Below are 18443 nucleotides of genomic sequence, written 5' to 3'. Positions count from 1 at the left end.
GGGGCAGGGGAGGAAAGGAAGTCATGCGCAACGATCCATTCGGTGGACAGGCAGGCGCGCCGCGCCGGCGGCCCGGCCTGTTCGGCAACGTTCGCTGGGGCGTGCTGCTGCTGTTCGCGGGCTATGCGGCGTACTACTGGTTCTCGAACCGGACCGAGGATCCCTACACCGGCGAGAAGGTGCTGATCGACGGCTCGCTCGGCGTGGAGCAGGAGAAGGCGCTCGGCTTGCAGGCCTACCAGGAGATCCTCAGCCAGGAACGCCCGATCGACCCCGGCTCGCCCCAGGCGCAGCAGGTGCGGGCGATCGCGCAGCGGTTGATCGCGAAGATCGATCCGGTCGAGGGCGCGCTCGCCGCCGAACACGGCATGCAGCCGAACCGCATCTCGCGCGACTTCGACTGGGAGGTCAACGTCATCCAGTCCGACCAGGCCAACGCGTTCTGCCTGCCCGGCGGCAAGATGGCCGTCTACACCGGCCTGTTCCCGGTGGCCCAGAACGCCGACGCGATGGCGGTGGTGATGGGGCACGAGATCGCCCACGCGCTGCTGCGGCACGGCGCCCAGCGCATGGCGCAGCAGAAGCTGACCCAGATCGGGCAGATGGCCGGCGCCGCCAGCGGCATGGACCCGCAGCAACAGCAGATGGTGATGGCCGCGATGGGATACGGCTACCTGCTGCCGTATGCGCGCAGCCACGAGACCCAGGCCGACGAGGTCGGGCTGATGCTGGCGGCGGCGGCGTGCTTCGACCCGCGCCAGGCCATCCCGTTGTGGGAGCGCATGGAGCAGGCCAGCGGCGGCCAGGCGCCGCCGGAGTTCTCCTCCACCCATCCCAACCCGGGCACCCGCATCCAGAACCTGCAGGCGCTGATGCCCAAGGCGCTGGAGTACCGGCAGCGCTTCTGCCAGGACGGCGCCGCCGGCGCGCGCTGACCGGAGGGCGCCGGCGCTCGCTTAACGGCCGTGAACGCGGACGCCGGCCGGGCGGGAACCGGGCGCGGCCGCGTGTGTCGAAGCCGCACACGGCCGGGGACTCCCATGAAGTGGCAGATCACGATATTCAGGTGGGTAATGGCGCTACTGCTGGTCGCCGGCAGCGGCTATGCGGTGGCCTGGCACATGAGCGACGGCACCGTCGGGCGCTACGGGCGGCCCGAGATCCTGCCGCCGCCGGCCGGTGCGCCCAAGGCGCTGGCGCTGGTGTTCCCGGACCCGGCGGCCCCGGAGCGGGCCCGGGCGAGCGCGCGCCGGTTGGCCGCGCAGGGGGCGCTGGTCGCGGTGGTCGACACGGCGCGCTACCTGGATAGCGTGAGCAAGCCGGGGCAGGTCAACTGCGCCGGGTTCGCCGACGACGCCGAGCGCTTCGGCAAGCACCTGCTCCGCAAGCGGCACATCGACGTGTTCCTGCCGCCGCTGCTGGTCGGCGACGGCGAGGGCGCGTTGCTGGTCCGGCAGGCCATGGCCGCGGCGATGCCGGACGTGCTGGCAGGGGGCGTCGTGGTCGACGGCGGGGCCGCGCAGGATCGTTTCGCCTGCGGCACGCAGGCGCCGTCCGCCGCGCAGGGCACGCTCGCGGTGGTGCCGGCGTCGGCGACGGCCGACCAGCTCGCGCAGGCGGTCCAGGCCGGCTTCCCGGCCGCGGGCAGCGGCCTGGCGGGATTGCCGCTGGTGGAAATGCACGTGCCGGGCAGCCGCAGGCTGGCGATCGTGATCTCCGGCGACGGCGGCTGGCGCGAACTGGACAAGGGCGTCGGCGCCGAACTCAACCGGCAGGGCGTGTCCGTGGTGGGCTGGAACAGCCTGCGCTACTTCTGGTCGGAAAAGAGCCCGCAACAGATCGGCGACGACCTTTCCCGGGTGATGGCCGAGTACCAGCGGCGCTGGCACGCCGACGACATCGCGTTGGTGGGCTATTCGTTCGGCGCCGACGTGATGCCGTTCGCCTACCAGCGGCTGCCCGAGGCGCAACGCCGCCAGGTGCGTTTCGTCTCGCTGCTCGGCCTGGCCCATGGCGCCAACTTCAAGGTGCGGGTCGGCGGCTGGCTGGGTTTCGGCAAGTCCGGGCAGGCGCCGGTCCTGCCCGAGCTGGCGAAGATGGATCCGAGGCTGCTGCAGTGCATCCACGGCGAGCAGGAGAAGGGATCGCTCTGCCCCGAGCTCGAGGCGCGCGGGATCGAGGTGGTCGCGCGGCCCGGCGGCCACCACTTCGACCATGACCCGGCCAAGCTGGCGGCGATCATCCTGCAAGGCTGGCAGCGGCGCGTGGCAGGCGCTGCGGCCGCCGCGCATGCCTGATCCGGATCTGGTTCTGTCTGAATCAGATTCAATAGGAGCAGCTTCTGTGGGAGCGGCTTCAGCCGCGATGAGGCTTTCATGCAGATCCCTCTGCAACAGCCAGTACATCCATGTGCAGGGATTCATGAGAAAGCCCCATCGCGGCTGAAGCCGCTCCCACAAGAGCTGCTTCTACGAGGATTCTAGGGGTCTTCCTGCTCCACCCGCAGGCCGAGCGTGCCGTCGCCGATGCGCGCATGCAGGCGTTCGCCGGCGTGGACCTGTTCGCGCGAACGCACCAGCCGGCCGTCGTCGGCGCGGGTGAGGATGGCGTAGCCGCGCGCCACCGTCGCCAACGGGCTGACCGCCTCCAGCGAACGCGCCAGGCCGCGCAGGCGCAGCGCTTCCTGCTGCAGCCGCCGCAGCAGCGGCGGTTGAGGATTGGCCGCCAGCAGGCGCTGGCGCAGGCGCGGCAGCTCGCGCACGGGATCGTGCAGCCGCAGCAGCGCTCCGGCACGCTGCAGGCGGCCATGCAGGCGCTCGAACGTCTGCCGGCGTTGCGCCTGCAGGTGGCGTAGCGCTTCCTCCTGGCGGCGGCGCAGCAACTGCAGCCTGGCCTGCGGGCTCCGTGCGTTCAGGCGCAGCGCGGCGCGGTCGCTGCGCTGCATCGCCTGGTCGAGCCGGTGACGCTGCAGTTGCAGCAGGCGGGTGCGCGCGCGCTGCACGCGCAAGGCCAGTTCGCGCTGGTCGGGCACCAGCAGCTCGGCCGCGACCGAGGGCGTCGGCGCGCGCAGGTCGGCGGCGAAGTCGGCCAGGGTGAAGTCGGTCTCGTGGCCCACCGCCGACACCACCGGCGTGGCGGATGCGGCGATCGCGCGCGCCAGCTGTTCGTCGTTGAACGCCCACAGGTCTTCCAGCGAGCCGCCGCCGCGGGTCACCAGGATCGCGTCGTAGCGCCCGCTGGCGTCGGCGCGGCGCAACAGCTCGGCGATCTGCGCGGCGGCGCTTTCGCCCTGGACCAGAGACGGCAGCAGGTCGACCTCCAGCATCGGGAAGCGCCGCCCCAGCACGCTGAGCACGTCGCGCACCGCCGCGCCGGTCGGCGAGGTGATCACCGCCAGCCGGCGCACGTGCGCCGGCAGCGGGCGCTTGCGGGCCGGGTCGAACAGGCCTTCGGCCTCCAGGCGCGCGCGCAGTTGCTCGAAGGCGCGGCGCAGCGCGCCTTCGCCGGCTTCCTCGAGGTGGTCGAGCACCATCTGGTAGTCGCCGCGCGCCTCGTACAGCGTCAGCCGGCCGCGCGCCAGCACGCGCAGGCCCTCGCGCGGCTGGAACTTCAGCCATTGGCTCTTGGGCCGGAACATCGCGCAGCGCACCTGGGCGCGCGCGTCCTTCAGGGTGAAATACAGGTGCCCGGACGAGGGGCGGGTGACGTTGCCGAGTTCGCCTTCCACCCACACCAGCGGGAACGCGCCCTCGAGCAGGTCGCGGGCGAGCGTGTTGAGCTGGCTGGGCGTGAGTATCTGGTCTTCGCGGGCAGGCATCGCGCGATTATCCCGCATCGACGCGCGGGGCGTGCTGCGCCAGCGCCCACTGCACGTGCTCGCGCACCAGCGCCGAGGGATGCTCGCGGCGCGAGGCCAGCGCCTCCAGCACCGCGGGAGTCGAGGGCGCGTTGCCGAGCGCCACCGCGATGTTGCGCAGCCAGCGCTCGTGGCCGCTGCGCCGGATCGGGCTGCCCTCGGTGCGGCCCAGGAACTCGTCTTCCTCCCAGGCGAACAGCTCCGGCAGCGTGGCTTCGTCCAGGCGGTTGCGCGCGCGGAAGTCCGGCTCGTCGGTGCGCCGGGCGAACTTGTTCCAGGGGCACGCCAGCTGGCAATCGTCGCAGCCGAAGATGCGGTTGCCCAGCGGCTTGCGCAGGTGCTCCGGGATCGCGCCCTCGTGCTCGATGGTCAGGTAGGAGATGCAGCGGCGCGCGTCGAGCCGGTACGGGGCGACGATCGCCTGGGTCGGGCAGACGTCGATGCAGCGCGTGCAGGTGCCGCAGTGCGCGGTGGCGGGCACGTCGATCGGCAGCGGCAGGTCGACGTAGATCTCGCCGAGGAAGAACCAGGAGCCGCCCTGCCGGTCGATCAGGCAGGTGTGCTTGCCGATCCAGCCGAGGCCGGCATTGCGGGCGAGCGCGCGTTCCAGCACCGGCGCCGAATCGACGAACACGCGGTGGCCGAACGGGCCGATCTCCGCCTGCACCTTCTCGGCCAGCTTCTGCAGGCGGTTACGCATGAGCTTGTGGTAGTCGCGGCCGAGCGCGTAGCGCGCCACGTAGGCGCGTTCGCCGTCGGCGAGGGTATCCCAGGCCTGCGGATCGTCCCTGCGGCCGTAGTCGAGCCCGACCGAGACCACGCGCAGCGTGCCCGGCACCAGCTCGTGCGGGCGCGAGCGCTTGTCGCCGTGCTGGGCCATCCAGTGCATGGTCCCGTACAGGCCCTCGGCCAGCCAACTGCGCAGGTGCGCTTCGTCCTCGCCGAGTTCGACGCCGGAGATGCCGCAGCGCTGGAAGCCGGCCTCGCGCGCGAGCGCGCGGATGCGCGCGGCGGCGCGGTGCGGATCGGCGTTGGCGAGGACGGCGGACATGCAGGAGAGCTTATATCCCCCGCACATGGATGTGCGGGCTTTTGCGAGGGACTCGCACGGTAGAATCGCCGCATGTTCGAGCCGCTGGACCTCTACGACACCGCCGCCGCGCGCATGATCGACGCGCAGGCCACCGCGCTGCTCGGCGGCGATCCCTACGTGCTGATGCAGCGCGCCGGGGCGGCGGCGTGCGAATTGCTGCTGGAGCGCTGGCCGCGGGCGCGGCGGATCGCGGTCGCCTGCGGTACCGGCAACAACGGCGGCGACGGCTACGTGCTGGCGCGGTTGCTGCACCAGGCCGGCCGGCGCGTGCGGGTGGTGCACCTGCCCGAGCGCGGGCCGGCATCCGAGCTGGCCCAGCGCGCCTGCACCGACTATCTCGCCGTCGGCGGCCGGGTCGAGCTGTTCCCGTGCGGGCTGGGCGACGAGGACGTGCTGGTGGACGCCCTGTTCGGCCTCGGCCTCAATCGCGAACTGGACGAGGGCAGCAGCGGGTTCGTCGAGGCGATCAACCGGGCCGGTGCGCCGGTGCTGGCCCTGGACGTGCCGAGCGGCGTCGATGCCGAGCACGGCGTGGCCCCGGGCGCGGCGATCCGGGCGCAGCTGACGCTGCAGTTCATCGTGCCGCACCTCGGGCTGTATACCGGCGACGCACTGGAGCATGTCGGCGAGAAGGTCGTGCATGGGCTCGACGTGCCGGCCTCGGCGCTCGCGGCGATGACGCCGCGAGCGCAGTCGTGGGACCCGTCGGCACTGGCCGATCGGTTGCCGCCGCGCCGGCTCAACAGCCACAAGGGCGAATCCGGCCGGGTCCTGTGCATCGGCGGCAACGAGGGCACCGGCGGCGCGGCGATGCTCGCCGCGGAGGCGGCGTTGCGCAGCGGCGCCGGGCTGGTGGCCGTTGCCACCCGCGCGCGCCATGTCGGGCCGTTGCTGGCGCGCTGCCCGGAAGCGATGGCGCGCGCGGTCGAGGACGGCGACGCGCTGCGGCCGCTGCTGGCGCAGGCGGACGCGGTCGCGGTCGGGCCGGGACTCGGGCAGGACGACTGGGCGCGGGGACTTTGGCAACTCGCGCTCGCCGCCGGCAAGCCGCTGGTGATCGACGCGGACGGATTGAACCTGCTGGCCGCCGCGCCGCGGCCGGTTCCCGGCGCCGTGCTGACCCCGCATCCGGGCGAGGCCGGGCGCCTGTCGGGCATTCCCGCCGCGCAGGTCCAGCGCGACCGCGTGGCGGCGGCCGAATCGCTGGCCGCGCGCTTCGATGCCGTGGTCGTGCTGAAGGGCGCCGGCACGATCGTCGCCGCCCCGCATCGCACGCCGAGGATCGTCGCCGCGGGCAACCCGGGCATGGCGGTAGGCGGCATGGGCGACCTGCTGACCGGCGTGATCGCCGCGCTGATCGCCCAGGGCCATGCGCCGTTCGATGCCGCCGCGCTCGGCGCACTGCTGCATGCCTGCGCGGGCGACGCGGCCGCTGAGCAGGGCGAGCGCGGCCTGCTTCCCACCGATCTGCTGCCGGAACTGCGGCGGCTCGCCAATCCCGGGATACGTCGATGATCGAAGGTTTTCTCGCCTCCACGGAGGCCACCGAGCGCCTGGGCGGCCTGATGGCGGCCACGCGGCCGGCGCAGGCCGTGGTGCAGCTGCAAGGCGACCTGGGCGCCGGCAAGTCCACCTTGGCCCGGGCGCTGCTGCGTGCGCTGGGGGTCGCCGGTGCGATCCGCAGCCCGACCTATACGCTGGTCGAGCGCTACCCGCTGGCCGACGGCAGCGAGGCCTGGCACCTGGACCTGTATCGCGTCGGCGCGGCCGGAGAGCTGGATTTCCTGGGACTGGACGAGGGCACCGCCAGCCTGTGGCTGGTCGAGTGGCCCGAGCGCGGCGCGGGAGCGCTGCCGCCGGTGGACCTGACGGTGTGCCTGGCGGTGGCGGGCGAGGGGCGGCGCCTGCAGGTGCGGGGCGAGAGCGAAACCGGCCAGGCCTGGGTGGATCGGCTCCGGGCGTTGCCCGAGTTGCAGGGCATTGCTGCCGGCTGACGCTAGAAAGGTTTGGCAGGTTACGGATTATTAAGGGAAAACGTATTGCAATTACGATGCCGCGGTGATTGAATCCGGCTCCATGAGCCTGGGGAATCGCCAATTCATCGTTCTTGCGCTGGCCGCGAGCCTCGGCGCGGCGGGTTTTGGCGTGGACGCGGGCGAGATCCGCGGCGTGTCGCTCAGCAGCGGCAGCACCGGTACCCGCGCCGAGATCCAGCTGGCCGGCAGCGGCGGCTACAAGACCATTTCCCTGGCCGGCCCGAACCGGCTGGTGGTCGATTTCCCCGATTCCGCCGCCGCGCGCGGGCTGAAGATGCCGGCGCCCGGCGGCGTGGTCACCGCGGTGCGGACCGGCCAGCCGGTGCCCGGCACCTTCCGCGTGGTGTTCGACCTCGCCGGTGCGGTGGTCGCGTTCAAGCCGCAGATGCTGCGCAACGGCAGCGGTTCGACGCTGGTGATCGAGTGGCCGGGCGAAGGTTCGCCGGACCCGGCGGCGGCGCCCAAGCTTGCCCAGGGCGAGCCCCAACCCGCGGCCGCGGCGACCGTCGCGCCGGATGCGCGCGCCGAGGCCGCGCGTGCCACCTCGGCATTGACGGCCTCGGTGGTGCGCGCCGCCACGGCCGCTCCCGCGACGCCGCCTCCGGCAGCGCCGGAACCGCGTCCCGCCACGCCGGCGACGACACCGGGCGCGCCGCCCGCCGTCGCATCCGCATCGGCGTCTGCCACCGGCGCGTCGCCCGCGGCGATCCTCAACGGCGCTGCCGTGGCGGCGAATGCGCCCGCGGCGAAACCGCCGGCGGACCCGCCTGGCGGCGATGCGCTGGACCCCGAGATCGCGCCGCGCCCGGTGATGCCGAGCGCGGCGTCGCGGGTGAAGATGGCGGCCGGCATGCGCCCGCTGGTGGTCGCGATCGACCCCGGCCACGGCGGCCAGGACCCGGGCGCGATCGGCCCGACCGGCAAGCGCGAGAAGGACGTGACCCTGGCCGTGGCGCGCGAACTGGCGCGCCAGGTCAATGCCACGCCGGGCCTGAAGGCCTACCTGACCCGCGACAGCGACGTCTTCATCCCGCTGCCGATGCGGGCCAAGAAGGCGCGCGCGGCCGGTGCCGACATCTTCATCTCGATCCACGCCGACGCCGCCGAGAACCGCAGCGCCAGCGGCTCCTCCGTGTACGTGCTCTCGACCAAGGGCGCGTCGTCGCAGCGCGCGCGCTGGCTGGCCGACAAGGAGAATGCGGCCGACCTGGTCGGGGGCGTGCGCCTGCAGCAGACCGAGGACACCTTGGCCAACGTGCTGATCGACCTCGCCCAGAGCGGCCACATGAAGGCATCCGAGGATGCCGCCGGGCACGTGCTGGGCGGGCTCAAGCGGATCGGCAACAACCACAAGCCGCACCTGGAGCGCGCCAACTTCGCGGTGCTGCGCACTTCGGACATGCCGGCGATGCTGGTGGAGACGGCCTTCATCTCCAATCCGGAAGAAGAGCGGCGCCTGACCGATCCGGCCTACCAGCGCAGGCTGGCCAGCGCCGTGCTGGACGGCGTCAATACCTTCTTCACCCGCCAGCCGCCGCCGGGCACGTTGTACGCCGCGCGCGCCCAGGCCGAGGCGGAGGCGGCGGCCGGTACCGTCGCCGGCGGCAGCCGCTGACCTTGCCGGGTCAGGCGAAGCGCCTGGCCAGGGCCACGAAGACCACCACCAGGCCGGCGGTGAGGACCATGCTCCAGGCCACCGGTTCGCGCAGCACCCAGCCGGCCAGCATCAGCCCGAGGAACGGTTGCAACAGCTGCAGCTGGCCCACGCTGGCGATCCCGCCGAGGGCAAGGCCGCGGTACCAGAACACGAAGCCGATCAGCATGCTGAACAACGAGACGTAGCCCAGTCCGATCCAGGCCGGCGCGCCGATGCCCGCGGCGCTGCCGGGCAGGGTCGCCCATGCGATCGGCAGCATGACCGGCAGGGCCAGCACGAGCGCCCACGAGATGACCTGCCAACCGCCCAGGCGTCGCGAGAGCACGGCGCCCTCGGCGTAGCCGAGCCCGCACAGCACGATCGCGGCGACCATCAGCAGGTCGCCCGCCGCGGAAGCGGCCGTGCCGTTGGACAGCGCGAAGCCGACGACGGTGGCGCTGCCCAGGAGCGAGAAGGCCCAGAACAGCGGCTTGGGGCGTTCGTTGCCGCGCAACACCGCGAAGATCGCGGTGGCCAGCGGCAGCAGGCCGACGAAGACGATCGAGCGCGCCGAGGTGATGTGCTGCAGGGCGAGCGCGGTCAGCAACGGGAAGCCGATCACCACGCCGGCCATGACGATCGCCAACGGCGCCAGGTCCCGGCGCGCCGGCCGCGCCTGGCGCAGCAGGAGGAGCAGGGCGCCACCCAGCAGCCCGGCGATCAGCGCGCGCGCCGAGGTCAGGAACATGGGCGGGAAGCCGGCGATCGCCACGCGCGTGGCCGGCAGCGAGCCGCTGAAGATGGCCACGCCGAGCAGCCCGCTGCCCCAGCCATCGATCATCGTCCTGGTGTCGCTCATGCCGCCGGTCTCCTGGAGTGGAGCGCGACTCTAGCGATCGCCGGACCGCCGCGAACAGCGACGATCCAATACAATCTGCCCGAACTGTATCGGTCCCGCGAGGGATACACCTGGACCTGACGATGGCGGAGCGTACCGGCGCGAAGACGGCCGCGGTGATGGAGCAGATCCGCGCGAAGATCGCCAGCCGCGCCTTCGCCGCGGGCGATCGCCTGCCGTCGATCCGCAGCCTGGCGGATGCGATGGCGGTATCGCCCGCGACCGTCGTGGAGGCCTACGACCGGCTGGCGGCGGAAGGCTGGGTCCAGGCCCGGCGCGGCTCGGGCTTCTACATCGCCGCCTCGGCGTTGCCGCCGCTGGACCTGGCACGGCAGGCGGGCGTCCAGGAGCGCGTCGTCGATCCGTTCTGGGTGTCGCGGCAGGCGCTGGACGCGGAGCGCGGCGCGCTGAAGCCCGGGTGCGGCTGGCTGCCGGCCGACTGGATGCCGGCGGGAGCGCTGCGGAGCGCGTTCCGCGCGCTCGCGCGCGCCGACGCGGAGGTGCTCACCGACTACGGCGGCACGCAAGGGGCGCCGGCGCTGCGCCGGCTGCTGCTGGCGCGCTTCGGCGCGGAAGGCATCGAGGCGGCCCCCAACCAGTTGCTGTTGACGGCATCCGGCACCCAGGCGCTCGACCTGGTCTGCCGGTTCCTGCTGCGGCCCGGCGACACCGTGCTGGTGGACGATCCGTGCTACTTCAATTTCCGCGCCTTGCTGCGGGTGCACCAGGTCGCCCTGCTGGGCGTGCCGTACACGCCCACGGGGCCGGACATGGCGCGTTTCGAGGCCATCCTCGCCTCCGAGCGGCCGCGCCTGTACATCACCAACTCCGCGCTGCACAACCCGACCGGGGCGACGCTCTCGCCGCAGGTCGCGCACCGCCTGCTCAACGCCGCGGCGAGGCATGGCCTGACCATCGTCGAGGACGACATCTTCGCCGACTTCGAGCCGGAGCCGTCGCCGCGGCTCGCCGCGCTGGACGGGCTGGACCGGGTGGTGCGGATCGGCAGTTTCTCCAAGACGCTGTCGGCCTCGCTGCGCTGCGGCTACATCGCCGCGCGCGCCGACTGGGTCGAGGCGCTGGTCGACCTGCAGGTGGCCACCGGTTTCGGCGGACCCGGCCCGGCGGCGGCCGAGACGATCGCGCACGTGCTGGCCGGTGGCGGCTACCGCAAGCACATGGACCAGCTCCGCCTGCGGCTGCTGCGCGCGCGCCGCGACGTCGCCGCCCGGCTGCGCGCGCTCGGGATCGAGCCCTGGCTGATGCCGCGCGGCGGCTTCTATCTCTGGTGCCGCCTGCCGGAAGGGCTGCGGGCGGTGGACGTGGCGAAGGCGGCGCTCGCGGAGAACATCGTCCTGGCGCCCGGCGACGTGTTCAGCGTCTCCGCGGGCGCGCCGGCGTTCCTGCGCTTCAATGTCGCCCAGTCCGGCGATCCGCGCATCTGGGAGACACTGCGTCGCATCGTCGGGCCGGGCGCAAGAACCGCCGGGCGCTCGGCTATCATCCCGGATTGATTCCCGATGGCGGCGCGACGCGCCGGACGCAGTACCGATGCCCCACTTCCCGCCCGCTCCCGTTCCGCTCCCGTCGCCGGCAACCGAGGGAGGCGCGCGATGAGCATCCGCCAGCTGCCCGAGATCCTGATCAACCAGATCGCCGCCGGCGAGGTGGTGGAGCGGCCCGCGTCCGTGGTCAAGGAACTGGTGGAGAACGCGATCGACGCCGGCGCCAGCCGGGTCGACATCGAACTGGAGGAGGGCGGGGTGCGCCTGATCCGGATCCGCGACAACGGCGGCGGCATCGCGCCGGAGGAACTGCCGCTGGCGGTGTCGCGCCATGCCACCAGCAAGATCGCCTCGCTCGACGACCTGGAATCGGTGGCGACGCTGGGCTTCCGCGGCGAGGCGCTGCCGTCGATCGCCTCGGTGAGCCGCTTCACCCTGGCCTCGCGCCGCCCGCAGGACGAGCATGGCGCCGCATTGCAGGTGGAGGGCGGCAAGGTCGGCGAGGTCGCGCCGCGCGCGCATGCGCCCGGCACCACGGTGGAGGTGCGCGAGCTGTTCTACAACGTGCCGGCCCGCCGCAAGTTCCTGCGCGCCGAGCGCACCGAGCTGGGCCATATCGAGGAGTGGCTGCGTTCGCTGGCGCTGGCGCGCCCGGACGTCGAGCTGCGGGTGTCGCACAACGGCAAGCCGTCGCGCCGCTACAAGCCCGGCGACCTGTATTCGGACGTGCGCCTGGCCGAGACGCTGGGCGAGGACTTCGCGCGGCAGGCGCTGCGGGTGGACCACAGCGGCGCCGGCCTGCGCCTGCACGGCTGGATCGCCCAGCCGCACTACTCGCGCGCCAGCGCCGACCAGCAGTATCTGTACGTCAACGGGCGCTCGGTGCGCGACCGCAGCGTCGCGCACGCGGTCAAGATGGCCTACGGCGACGTGCTCTACCACGGCCGCCAGCCGGCCTACGTGCTGTTCCTCGAACTGGACCCGTCGCGGGTGGACGTCAACGTGCACCCGGCCAAGCACGAGGTGCGCTTCCGCGACGCGCGCTTGATCCACGATTTCGTCTACCGCACCTTGCAGGATGCCCTGGCGCAGACCCGCGCCGGCACCACGCCGGTCGCGGCCCATGCCGCGGAAGCCGCGGGCGGCGCCACGTTCGCGGCCCCGGCATTCCAGGGCGGCGGCGGCGCGCCGCCGCAGTGGAAGCCCACGCAATCGCCGCTCGGCCTGCGCGTGGCCGATGCTCCCGCGGCCTACGCGGCCTTGTATGCGCCGCCGGAGAACCCCGTTGCCGAGGCCGCGCCGTCGCCGGGCATCGGCGTGGCGCAGGTGGGCCTGCCGCCGACCGACGAGGCCAGCGGGGTGCCGCCATTGGGCTATGCGATCGCGCAATTGCATGGCATCTACATCCTGGCGGAGAACGCCGAGGGCCTGATCGTCGTCGACATGCACGCCGCCCACGAGCGCATCGGCTACGAGCGCCTGAAGAGCGCACACGACGGCATCGGCCTGCGCGCGCAGCCGCTGTTGGTGCCGATCACGCTCGCGGTGGGCGAGCGAGAGGCCGACGTCGCCGAACGCGAGGCGGAGACGCTGGCGCAGCTCGGGTTCGAAGTGACCCGCAGCGGCCCGGGGTCGCTGCACGTGCGCAGCATCCCCGCGCTGCTCGCCCATGCCGAGCCGGAGGCGCTGCTGCGGGACGTGCTCGGCGACCTGCGCGAACATGGCCAGAGCCGGCGCGTGGCGAGCGCGCGCGACGAGCTGCTGTCGACCATGGCCTGCCATGGCGCGGTGCGCGCCAACCGCCGGCTCACGATTCCGGAAATGAACGCCCTGCTGCGCGACATGGAAGCGACCGAACGTTCGGGGCAATGCAATCACGGGCGCCCGACCTGGGCGCGGTTCACGCTGGCGGAGATCGACCGCTGGTTCCTCAGGGGGCGTTGACGATGGTGCGGATCAGGGGATGGGGAGCGGGCCTGCTGGCGCTGCTCGCGTTGGCCGGATGCGGCCGTGAGGACGCACCGCAGCCGGCCCGGCCCGCCGAGGCGCTGGACCGGCAGTTCCTGGCCGAGACGCTGGCCTGGCGCGAGCAGCGGCTGGAGGAATTGCGCAAGCCGGACGGCTGGACCAGCCTGGTCGGCTTGCATTGGCTGGAACTGAAGGCGCACTACATCGGCAGCAGCCCCGACAGCGGCATCCGGCTCGCGGTCGGGCCGGCCAAGATGGGGCTGGTCTCGGTGGAAGGCGACAAGGTCTGGTTCACCCCGGAGAAGCACGCCGCGCTGACCGTGGACGGCAAGCCGCTCGCCGGGCGCATCCGTTTCTACAGCGATCGCGACGATGCCCCCACCACGATCGGCTTCGACGAAGGCAAGGGGCGGTTGACCCTGATCCAGCGCGGCGACCGGCGCGCGCTGCGGGTACGCCACGCCGACGCCGATTCGCGCGTGCGCTTCGCCGGGCTGGACTACTGGCCGGCCGACCCTGCATGGCGCGTCGAGGCGCGCTTCGTGCCGAACCCGGCCGGCAAGACGATCCCGATCGTCGATATCGTCGGCATCACCACCGAGCAGCCCAATGCCGGCGCGGTCGAGTTCGAGAAAAACGGCAGGACCTACCGGCTGGAAGCGATCGGCGAGCCGGGGCACGAGCTGTTCATCGTGTTCGCCGACCGCACCAGCGGCCATGGCAGCTACCCGGCGGGCCGCTTCATCGACGCGGGCGCGCCGGACGCGCAGGGCAGGGTGGTGCTCGACTTCAACCGCGCCTACAACCCGCCGTGCGCGTTCACGCCGTTCGCCACCTGTCCGCTGCCGCCGCCGGAGAACCGGCTGGACCTGGCGGTCGCCGCGGGCGAGAAGAACTACCGCAAGCCGCACGCCGGAGCGGGCGCGCCATGATGCGGGGCCTGCCGGCGGCGGTGCTGCGGCGTGCGTGGGCCAGCAATGGGCGCCGCCCTGGATGGGCGGTGGCGTGGATGTGCCTGTTGCTGTGGCTGGTTGCGGCGGGAGCGCCGGCCGTCGCCCGGGCGGAGAACGCCGCGCATCGCCCGCCGGTGCCGTTGTTGTGGAAGGTCAGCAAGGGCGACGCGCACCTGTACCTGCTGGGCTCGTTCCACCTGCTCAAGCCGGACGACTACCCCTTGTCGCCCGAGGTCGATCGCGCCTTCGCCGATGCGCGCAGGCTGGTGTTCGAGCTCGCCCCGGACGAGGTCGATTCGCCCGACCTGGGCAGGAAGATGATGCAGGCCGGACTGCGCAAGGACGGCTCCTCGCTGCGGCAGGAACTGGATGCGCCGACCTGGCAGAAACTGCAGGCGTATGCCGCGCGCCGCGGCCTGTCGCCGGAGCTGTTGCAGACCTACCAGGCATGGTTCGTGGGATTGACGATCAGCATCGCGGCGATGACCTCGCAGGGCATGGACCCGGCCCTGGGGCTGGACCGGCACTTCATGCAGCTGGCGCTCAAGGCCGGCAAGCCGGCCATCGGGCTGGAGCGCGCTGACGAGCAGATCGCGCTGTTGGCCGGGATGTCGCCGGAGGAACAGCGGCAGATGCTGGCCGAAGCGCTCGACGACGCGGATGGCGACGCCGGCCAGACCCGGCGCCTGCACGATGCCTGGCGCCGCGGCGACGCGGACGTGCTCTGGAAGGAAATGGCCCAGGACATGCGCAGGCAGTACCCGGCGCTCTATCGCCGCATCAATGTCGAGCGCAACGATCGCTGGGTGCCGCGCCTGGAGCGGATGCTGCAGGCGGCGCCATCGCGCGGCAACGCGATGGTGGTGGTCGGTGCGCTGCACCTGCTCGGCGAGGACGGCGTGGTCGAAAAGCTGCGCGCGCGCGGTTATGCGGTGGAGCGGGTCGCGCCGCAGGGAAGCGAGGGCAGCGGCGACGGCGAACGCGCCGCCGCGCGCCAGCGAAGGTGAACCGGCAGGGGTTTCGCGATGCGTGCGGGGACGGCCGCGCTTCGCGCGCGGGCGCGACAGACTCCTGTTTCAGCGGCCGCCGCTGCGGGTCTTGCCGGTCGGGCCGGTCGTGCCCGGGGGCGGGGTGGAGCCGCCGCTCCCGGTGCCGGTCGGGCGCCCGAAGCCGGCGCTGAAGCTGCGCTGGAATTCCTGCCACAGCTCCAGGTTGCGCTCGGTGAGCTGGTTCATCATCGCCCACGGCGTCTGGCCCAGCAGGTTGCCCATCTGCTGGCGGAACTGCTGCTGCTGCTCCAGGAACACCTGCATGCTGCGCTCCAGGTAGTTGCCCATGAAGCCCTGCAGCGAATCGCCGTAGAAGCGGATGATCTGGCTCAACAGCTGGGTCGAGAGCATCGGCTCGCCGTCGGATTCCTGGTCGGCGATGATCTGCAGCAACACTGAACGGGTCAGGTCCTCGCCGCTCTTGGCGTCGCGCACCTCGAACTCCTCGCCGTCGATGATCAGCTGCCGCACGTCCTCGATCGTGATGTAGCTGGAGATCTCCGTATCGTACAAGCGGCGGTTCGGGTACTTCTTGATGATGCGCAGTCCAGCCATGGAGCGGTTACTCGTGACGGTCAGGCGCTCAGGATGGCGCAGCGCAGCAGCGCTTGCAACCAACGAAAGTCAGGGCGGCCGGCGGTTCCCGGCGCCGGGCATGCTGCGCAGCATGGATTCCGCCGCGATTTCAGCGTGTTGCGCCGGGTGCAGCATCGGCGCTCACCAGCCCATGTGGTGGCCGCCGTTGATGTCGAGGTTGGAGCCGGTGATCCAGGCGGCTTCCTCGGCGACCAGGAACGCGACCGCGTAGGCGATTTCCTCCGGCTTGCCGAGGCGGCCGGTCGGGATGTCCGCGATGATCTTGGCGCGCACTTCCTCCGGCACCGCCATCACCATGTCGGTGGCGACGTAGCCGGGCGAGACGGTGTTGACCGTGATGCCGAACGCGGCGTTCTCGCGCGCCAGCGAGATGGTGAAGCCATGCATGCCGGCCTTGGCCGCCGCGTAGTTGGCCTGCCCGTACTGGCCCTTCAGGCCGTTGATCGAGCTGATCTGGATGATCCGCCCCCAGCCGCGCTTGCGCATGCCCTCGATCACCGGGCGGGTGACGTTGAACACCGAGTTGAGATTGGTGTTGATGACCTCGTGCCATTGCTCGGGGGTCATGCGGTGGAATGTGGTGTCGCGGGTGATGCCGGCGTTGTTGACCAGCACCTCGACGGGGCCCAGCCCGGCTTCCACGTCGGCGACCAGCGCGCGCGCATGTTCCGGCGAGGCGACGTCGCCGCGGAACAGCGCGATGTCGTAGTCGTCCGCGCGCATGCGCTGCTGCCATTGCCGCGCCTTTTCCTCGTCGCGGTAGTTGGTGGCGATCCGGTGCCCTTGGTCGGCCAGGCGCTTGCAGATGGCGGTGCCGATGCCGCCGGTGCCGCCGGTGACCAGTACGACGCGGGATGTCATGCGGGGATGCTCCAGGGAAGCGACGGGAGGGGACCGGCGATTCTAGAGCGTGTCGCGCGCTTTGCGGCGGATACGGGCCCGGCCGGACCGGCGGCGCGTCAGGCGCGCGACAGCGTGCGCGGAATTCGTTCCGGCCTGAAATGTTGCAGCATGCGCTGCAGCATCCGCTCCGGCGCGGCCTGGCCGGCCAGGACCGCCGCGTCCTGGCCCAGGCAGCCCCAGGCGCGGCGCAGCGCGGGGGCGGGGTCCGCATCGTCCAGCGGCCGCGCGGCGTCCGACTTGGAAAGCTTGTGGCCGGCGGCGTCCAGCACCAGCGGCAGGTGCAGATAGCGCGGGATCGGCAGGCCGAGCGCCTCGTGCAGCAGGATCTGCCTGGGCGTGGAGTCCAGCAGGTCGGCGCCGCGCACCACGTCGGTGATGCCCTGGTCGGCATCGTCCACGACCACCGCCAGCTGGTAGGCCCAGTAGCCGTCCGCGCGGCGCAGCACGAAGTCGCCGACCTCGGCGTACACGTCCTGCTCGACCGGCCCCTGCAGGCCATCGACGAAGCCGGCGCGGCTCCCGGGCGCTACCCGCAGCCGCACCGCCCGGCGCGCGGGCGCGGCGGGGGCGACGCAGCGGTGGTGGATGCCGCCGGCCGCGGCGAGCTCGCTGCGGCTGCACCCGCAGGCGAAGGCCAGGCCATCGTGCAGCAGCCGCTCGAGCGCGGCCTGGTACAGCCCGTGGCGCTCGCTCTGGCGCACGACCGCGCCGTCCGGGTGCAGCCCGAACGCGTGCAGCGTGCGCAGCTGGGCGTCGGCGGCGCCGGGGACGGTACGCGGCGGATCGACGTCCTCGATCCGCACCCGCCATTCGCCGCCGGCATGGCGGGCCAGCAACCAGCTGCCGAGCGCCGCCAGCAACGAGCCGAAGTGAAGCGGGCCGGTGGGCGAGGGCGCGAACCGGCCGCGGTAAGGAACCGGGGTCATGACTGGCTGAATCGTCAGTCAGGTTCCGTCTTGATTTCAAGCCTGCCACCCCGCAGATTCGCGGTATCCATCCATTCATCCAGGCGGAGCCTGCGCTTCCATGTTCAACCGTATCGCCCTTTTCCTCCTCACCAACTTCGCGGTGCTGGTCCTCGCCAGCGTGGTGATGTCGCTGCTGGGCGTGAACCCGTCGCAGATGAGCGGCCTGCTGGTCATGGCGGCGATCTTCGGCTTCGGCGGCTCCTTCATCTCGCTGCTGATGTCCAAGTTCATGGCCAAGCGCTCCACCGGCGCGCAGGTCATCACCGAGCCGCGCAATCCCACCGAGCGCTGGCTGCTCGAGACGGTGCGCCGCCAGGCCCAGGCCGCCGGCATCGGCATGCCGGAAGTGGCGGTCTACGAAGGCCCGGAGATCAACGCCTTCGCCACCGGCGCCAACCGCAACAACGCCCTGGTGGCGGTGTCCACCGGCCTGCTGCACAACATGACCGAGGACGAGGCCGAGGCGGTACTGGGCCACGAGATCGCGCACGTGGCCAACGGCGACATGGTGACGATGGCGCTGTTGCAGGGCGTGCTCAATACCTTCGTGATCGTGCTGGCGCGCGTGGTCGGCGGCGTGGTGGACAGCGCGATGTCCGGCAACCGCGACGGCGGCCGCGGCTTCGCCTACTACATCATCGTGTTCGTGCTGGAGATGGTGTTCGGCCTGTTCGCGACGATGATCGCGATGTGGTTCTCGCGCCGGCGCGAGTTCCGCGCCGACGCGGGCGGCGCCCAGCTGGCCGGCCGCCAGAAGATGATCGCGGCGCTGGAGCGCCTGCAGCTCAACCATGGCCAGAGCACGCTGCCGAACCAGATCGCGGCGTTCGGCATCGCCGGCGGCGTCGGCGACGGCCTGCGCAAGCTGTTCCTGAGCCATCCGCCGCTGCCCGAGCGCATCGCCGCGCTGCGTGCCGCCAACGGCACGGTGGTCTGACCGACGAAGGCCCGCGTTTGCGGGCCCTTCGCTTTCGGGACCGG

The 18443-nt window shown here is 72.1% G+C and carries 16 protein-coding genes; 10 read left to right on the top strand and 6 right to left on the bottom strand.

Translation table 11 applies throughout. The annotated features are described in order from the left end of the window. Positions 1 to 23 precede the first annotated feature (23 nt). Both M3M27_RS13170 and M3M27_RS13165 read left to right on the top strand, forming a co-directional pair. Positions 24 to 935, top strand: coding sequence for a M48 family metallopeptidase (locus M3M27_RS13170; RefSeq protein WP_140720113.1), 912 nt, complete (start codon positions 24 to 26; stop codon positions 933 to 935). A gap of 105 nt (positions 936 to 1040) precedes the next feature. Then, positions 1041 to 2297, top strand: coding sequence for an AcvB/VirJ family lysyl-phosphatidylglycerol hydrolase (locus tag M3M27_RS13165; protein ID WP_140720115.1), 1257 nt, complete (start codon positions 1041 to 1043; stop codon positions 2295 to 2297). Between the two features lie 182 nt (positions 2298 to 2479). Here M3M27_RS13165 and xseA read toward each other — a convergent pair whose 3' ends face one another. Together xseA and queG are read right to left on the bottom strand one after the other, a co-directional pair. Further along, the gene (gene xseA, locus M3M27_RS13160; RefSeq protein ID WP_140720117.1) at positions 2480 to 3817 is read right to left on the bottom strand and encodes an exodeoxyribonuclease VII large subunit; all 1338 of its coding nucleotides are present in this window, start codon (positions 3815 to 3817) and stop codon (positions 2480 to 2482) included. Positions 3818 to 3824: 7 nt separating this feature from the next. Next, a complete protein-coding gene (queG, locus tag M3M27_RS13155) occupies positions 3825 to 4907 on the bottom strand; it encodes a tRNA epoxyqueuosine(34) reductase QueG (protein WP_434025913.1) in 1083 nt (360 codons plus the stop codon). 72 nt (positions 4908 to 4979) lie between these two features. On the opposite strand from queG, the gene M3M27_RS13150 reads away from it, so the two are divergent. The 3 genes from M3M27_RS13150 to M3M27_RS13140 all read left to right on the top strand — a co-directional run bounded on the left by M3M27_RS13150 (position 4980) and on the right by M3M27_RS13140 (position 8600). After that, entirely contained in the window at positions 4980 to 6464 is a 1485-nt protein-coding gene (locus M3M27_RS13150) for an NAD(P)H-hydrate dehydratase (protein WP_140720121.1), read from the top strand. Then, positions 6461 to 6943: a tRNA (adenosine(37)-N6)-threonylcarbamoyltransferase complex ATPase subunit type 1 TsaE gene (tsaE, locus tag M3M27_RS13145; RefSeq protein ID WP_434025912.1), complete on the top strand. Its 483-nt coding sequence runs from the start codon at positions 6461 to 6463 to the stop codon at positions 6941 to 6943. The genes M3M27_RS13150 and tsaE overlap by 4 nt, the downstream gene beginning before the upstream one ends. A gap of 82 nt (positions 6944 to 7025) precedes the next feature. Continuing rightward, positions 7026 to 8600 (top strand): N-acetylmuramoyl-L-alanine amidase, encoded by a 1575-nt coding sequence (locus M3M27_RS13140; protein ID WP_434025911.1) that lies wholly within the window; start codon positions 7026 to 7028, stop codon positions 8598 to 8600. A gap of 10 nt (positions 8601 to 8610) precedes the next feature. Here the strand turns inward: M3M27_RS13140 and M3M27_RS13135 are convergent, their stop codons facing one another. Next, the gene (locus tag M3M27_RS13135; RefSeq protein ID WP_256661868.1) at positions 8611 to 9480 is read right to left on the bottom strand and encodes a DMT family transporter; all 870 of its coding nucleotides are present in this window, start codon (positions 9478 to 9480) and stop codon (positions 8611 to 8613) included. Between the two features lie 122 nt (positions 9481 to 9602). Here M3M27_RS13135 and M3M27_RS13130 point away from each other — a divergent pair, with 122 nt between their 5' ends. The 4 genes from M3M27_RS13130 to M3M27_RS13115 all read left to right on the top strand — a co-directional run bounded on the left by M3M27_RS13130 (position 9603) and on the right by M3M27_RS13115 (position 14952). After that, positions 9603 to 11033, top strand: coding sequence for a PLP-dependent aminotransferase family protein (locus M3M27_RS13130; protein ID WP_434025910.1), 1431 nt, complete (start codon positions 9603 to 9605; stop codon positions 11031 to 11033). Between the two features lie 99 nt (positions 11034 to 11132). Further along, positions 11133 to 12968 carry a DNA mismatch repair endonuclease MutL gene (gene mutL / locus M3M27_RS13125; protein ID WP_434025909.1) on the top strand — a complete coding sequence of 612 codons (1836 nt, stop codon included), beginning with the start codon at positions 11133 to 11135 and terminating at the stop codon, positions 12966 to 12968. 2 nt (positions 12969 to 12970) lie between these two features. After that, positions 12971 to 13924 (top strand): DUF1684 domain-containing protein, encoded by a 954-nt coding sequence (locus tag M3M27_RS13120; RefSeq protein WP_434025908.1) that lies wholly within the window; start codon positions 12971 to 12973, stop codon positions 13922 to 13924. Continuing rightward, positions 13924 to 14952, top strand: coding sequence for a TraB/GumN family protein (locus M3M27_RS13115; protein WP_434028019.1), 1029 nt, complete (start codon positions 13924 to 13926; stop codon positions 14950 to 14952). The genes M3M27_RS13120 and M3M27_RS13115 overlap by 1 nt, the downstream gene beginning before the upstream one ends. A gap of 69 nt (positions 14953 to 15021) precedes the next feature. On the opposite strand, the gene phaR is transcribed toward M3M27_RS13115, so the two are convergent. The 3 genes from phaR to gluQRS all read right to left on the bottom strand — a co-directional run bounded on the left by phaR (position 15022) and on the right by gluQRS (position 17420). Continuing rightward, positions 15022 to 15549, bottom strand: coding sequence for a polyhydroxyalkanoate synthesis repressor PhaR (gene phaR, locus M3M27_RS13110; RefSeq protein WP_140720133.1), 528 nt, complete (start codon positions 15547 to 15549; stop codon positions 15022 to 15024). A gap of 162 nt (positions 15550 to 15711) precedes the next feature. Continuing rightward, entirely contained in the window at positions 15712 to 16452 is a 741-nt protein-coding gene (locus M3M27_RS13105; protein ID WP_434025907.1) for a beta-ketoacyl-ACP reductase, read from the bottom strand. A 98-nt stretch (positions 16453 to 16550) separates the two neighbouring features. After that, a complete protein-coding gene (gene gluQRS, locus M3M27_RS13100) occupies positions 16551 to 17420 on the bottom strand; it encodes a tRNA glutamyl-Q(34) synthetase GluQRS (RefSeq protein WP_434025906.1) in 870 nt (289 codons plus the stop codon). 100 nt (positions 17421 to 17520) lie between these two features. Here gluQRS and htpX point away from each other — a divergent pair, with 100 nt between their 5' ends. After that, a complete protein-coding gene (gene htpX, locus M3M27_RS13095; protein WP_140720139.1) occupies positions 17521 to 18399 on the top strand; it encodes a protease HtpX in 879 nt (292 codons plus the stop codon). Positions 18400 to 18443: the final 44 nt, after the last annotated feature.

The organism is Xanthomonas boreopolis (assembly GCF_046529185.1).
Taxonomy (GTDB): Bacteria; Pseudomonadota; Gammaproteobacteria; order Xanthomonadales; family Xanthomonadaceae; genus Pseudomonas_S; species Pseudomonas_S boreopolis.
This window is presented reverse-complemented; position numbering and strand designations above follow the sequence as displayed.

What these genes read in the sequence shown, in the direction of transcription:
- queG (WP_434025913.1), bottom strand. Translation starts at nt 4,907, where the DNA reads ATGTCCGCCGTCCTCGCCAACGCCGATCCGCACCGCGCCGCCGCGCGC.
- mutL (WP_434025909.1), top strand. Translation starts at nt 11,133, where the DNA reads ATGAGCATCCGCCAGCTGCCCGAGATCCTGATCAACCAGATCGCCGCC.
- M3M27_RS13130 (WP_434025910.1), top strand. Translation starts at nt 9,603, where the DNA reads ATGGCGGAGCGTACCGGCGCGAAGACGGCCGCGGTGATGGAGCAGATC.
- M3M27_RS13135 (WP_256661868.1), bottom strand. Translation starts at nt 9,480, where the DNA reads ATGAGCGACACCAGGACGATGATCGATGGCTGGGGCAGCGGGCTGCTC.
- M3M27_RS13165 (WP_140720115.1), top strand. Translation starts at nt 1,041, where the DNA reads ATGAAGTGGCAGATCACGATATTCAGGTGGGTAATGGCGCTACTGCTG.
- M3M27_RS13115 (WP_434028019.1), top strand. Translation starts at nt 13,924, where the DNA reads ATGCGGGGCCTGCCGGCGGCGGTGCTGCGGCGTGCGTGGGCCAGCAAT.
- xseA (WP_140720117.1), bottom strand. Translation starts at nt 3,817, where the DNA reads ATGCCTGCCCGCGAAGACCAGATACTCACGCCCAGCCAGCTCAACACG.
- tsaE (WP_434025912.1), top strand. Translation starts at nt 6,461, where the DNA reads ATGATCGAAGGTTTTCTCGCCTCCACGGAGGCCACCGAGCGCCTGGGC.
- M3M27_RS13140 (WP_434025911.1), top strand. Translation starts at nt 7,026, where the DNA reads ATGAGCCTGGGGAATCGCCAATTCATCGTTCTTGCGCTGGCCGCGAGC.
- phaR (WP_140720133.1), bottom strand. Translation starts at nt 15,549, where the DNA reads ATGGCTGGACTGCGCATCATCAAGAAGTACCCGAACCGCCGCTTGTAC.
- M3M27_RS13120 (WP_434025908.1), top strand. Translation starts at nt 12,971, where the DNA reads ATGGTGCGGATCAGGGGATGGGGAGCGGGCCTGCTGGCGCTGCTCGCG.
- gluQRS (WP_434025906.1), bottom strand. Translation starts at nt 17,420, where the DNA reads ATGACCCCGGTTCCTTACCGCGGCCGGTTCGCGCCCTCGCCCACCGGC.
- htpX (WP_140720139.1), top strand. Translation starts at nt 17,521, where the DNA reads ATGTTCAACCGTATCGCCCTTTTCCTCCTCACCAACTTCGCGGTGCTG.
- M3M27_RS13105 (WP_434025907.1), bottom strand. Translation starts at nt 16,452, where the DNA reads ATGACATCCCGCGTCGTACTGGTCACCGGCGGCACCGGCGGCATCGGC.
- M3M27_RS13150 (WP_140720121.1), top strand. Translation starts at nt 4,980, where the DNA reads ATGTTCGAGCCGCTGGACCTCTACGACACCGCCGCCGCGCGCATGATC.
- M3M27_RS13170 (WP_140720113.1), top strand. Translation starts at nt 24, where the DNA reads ATGCGCAACGATCCATTCGGTGGACAGGCAGGCGCGCCGCGCCGGCGG.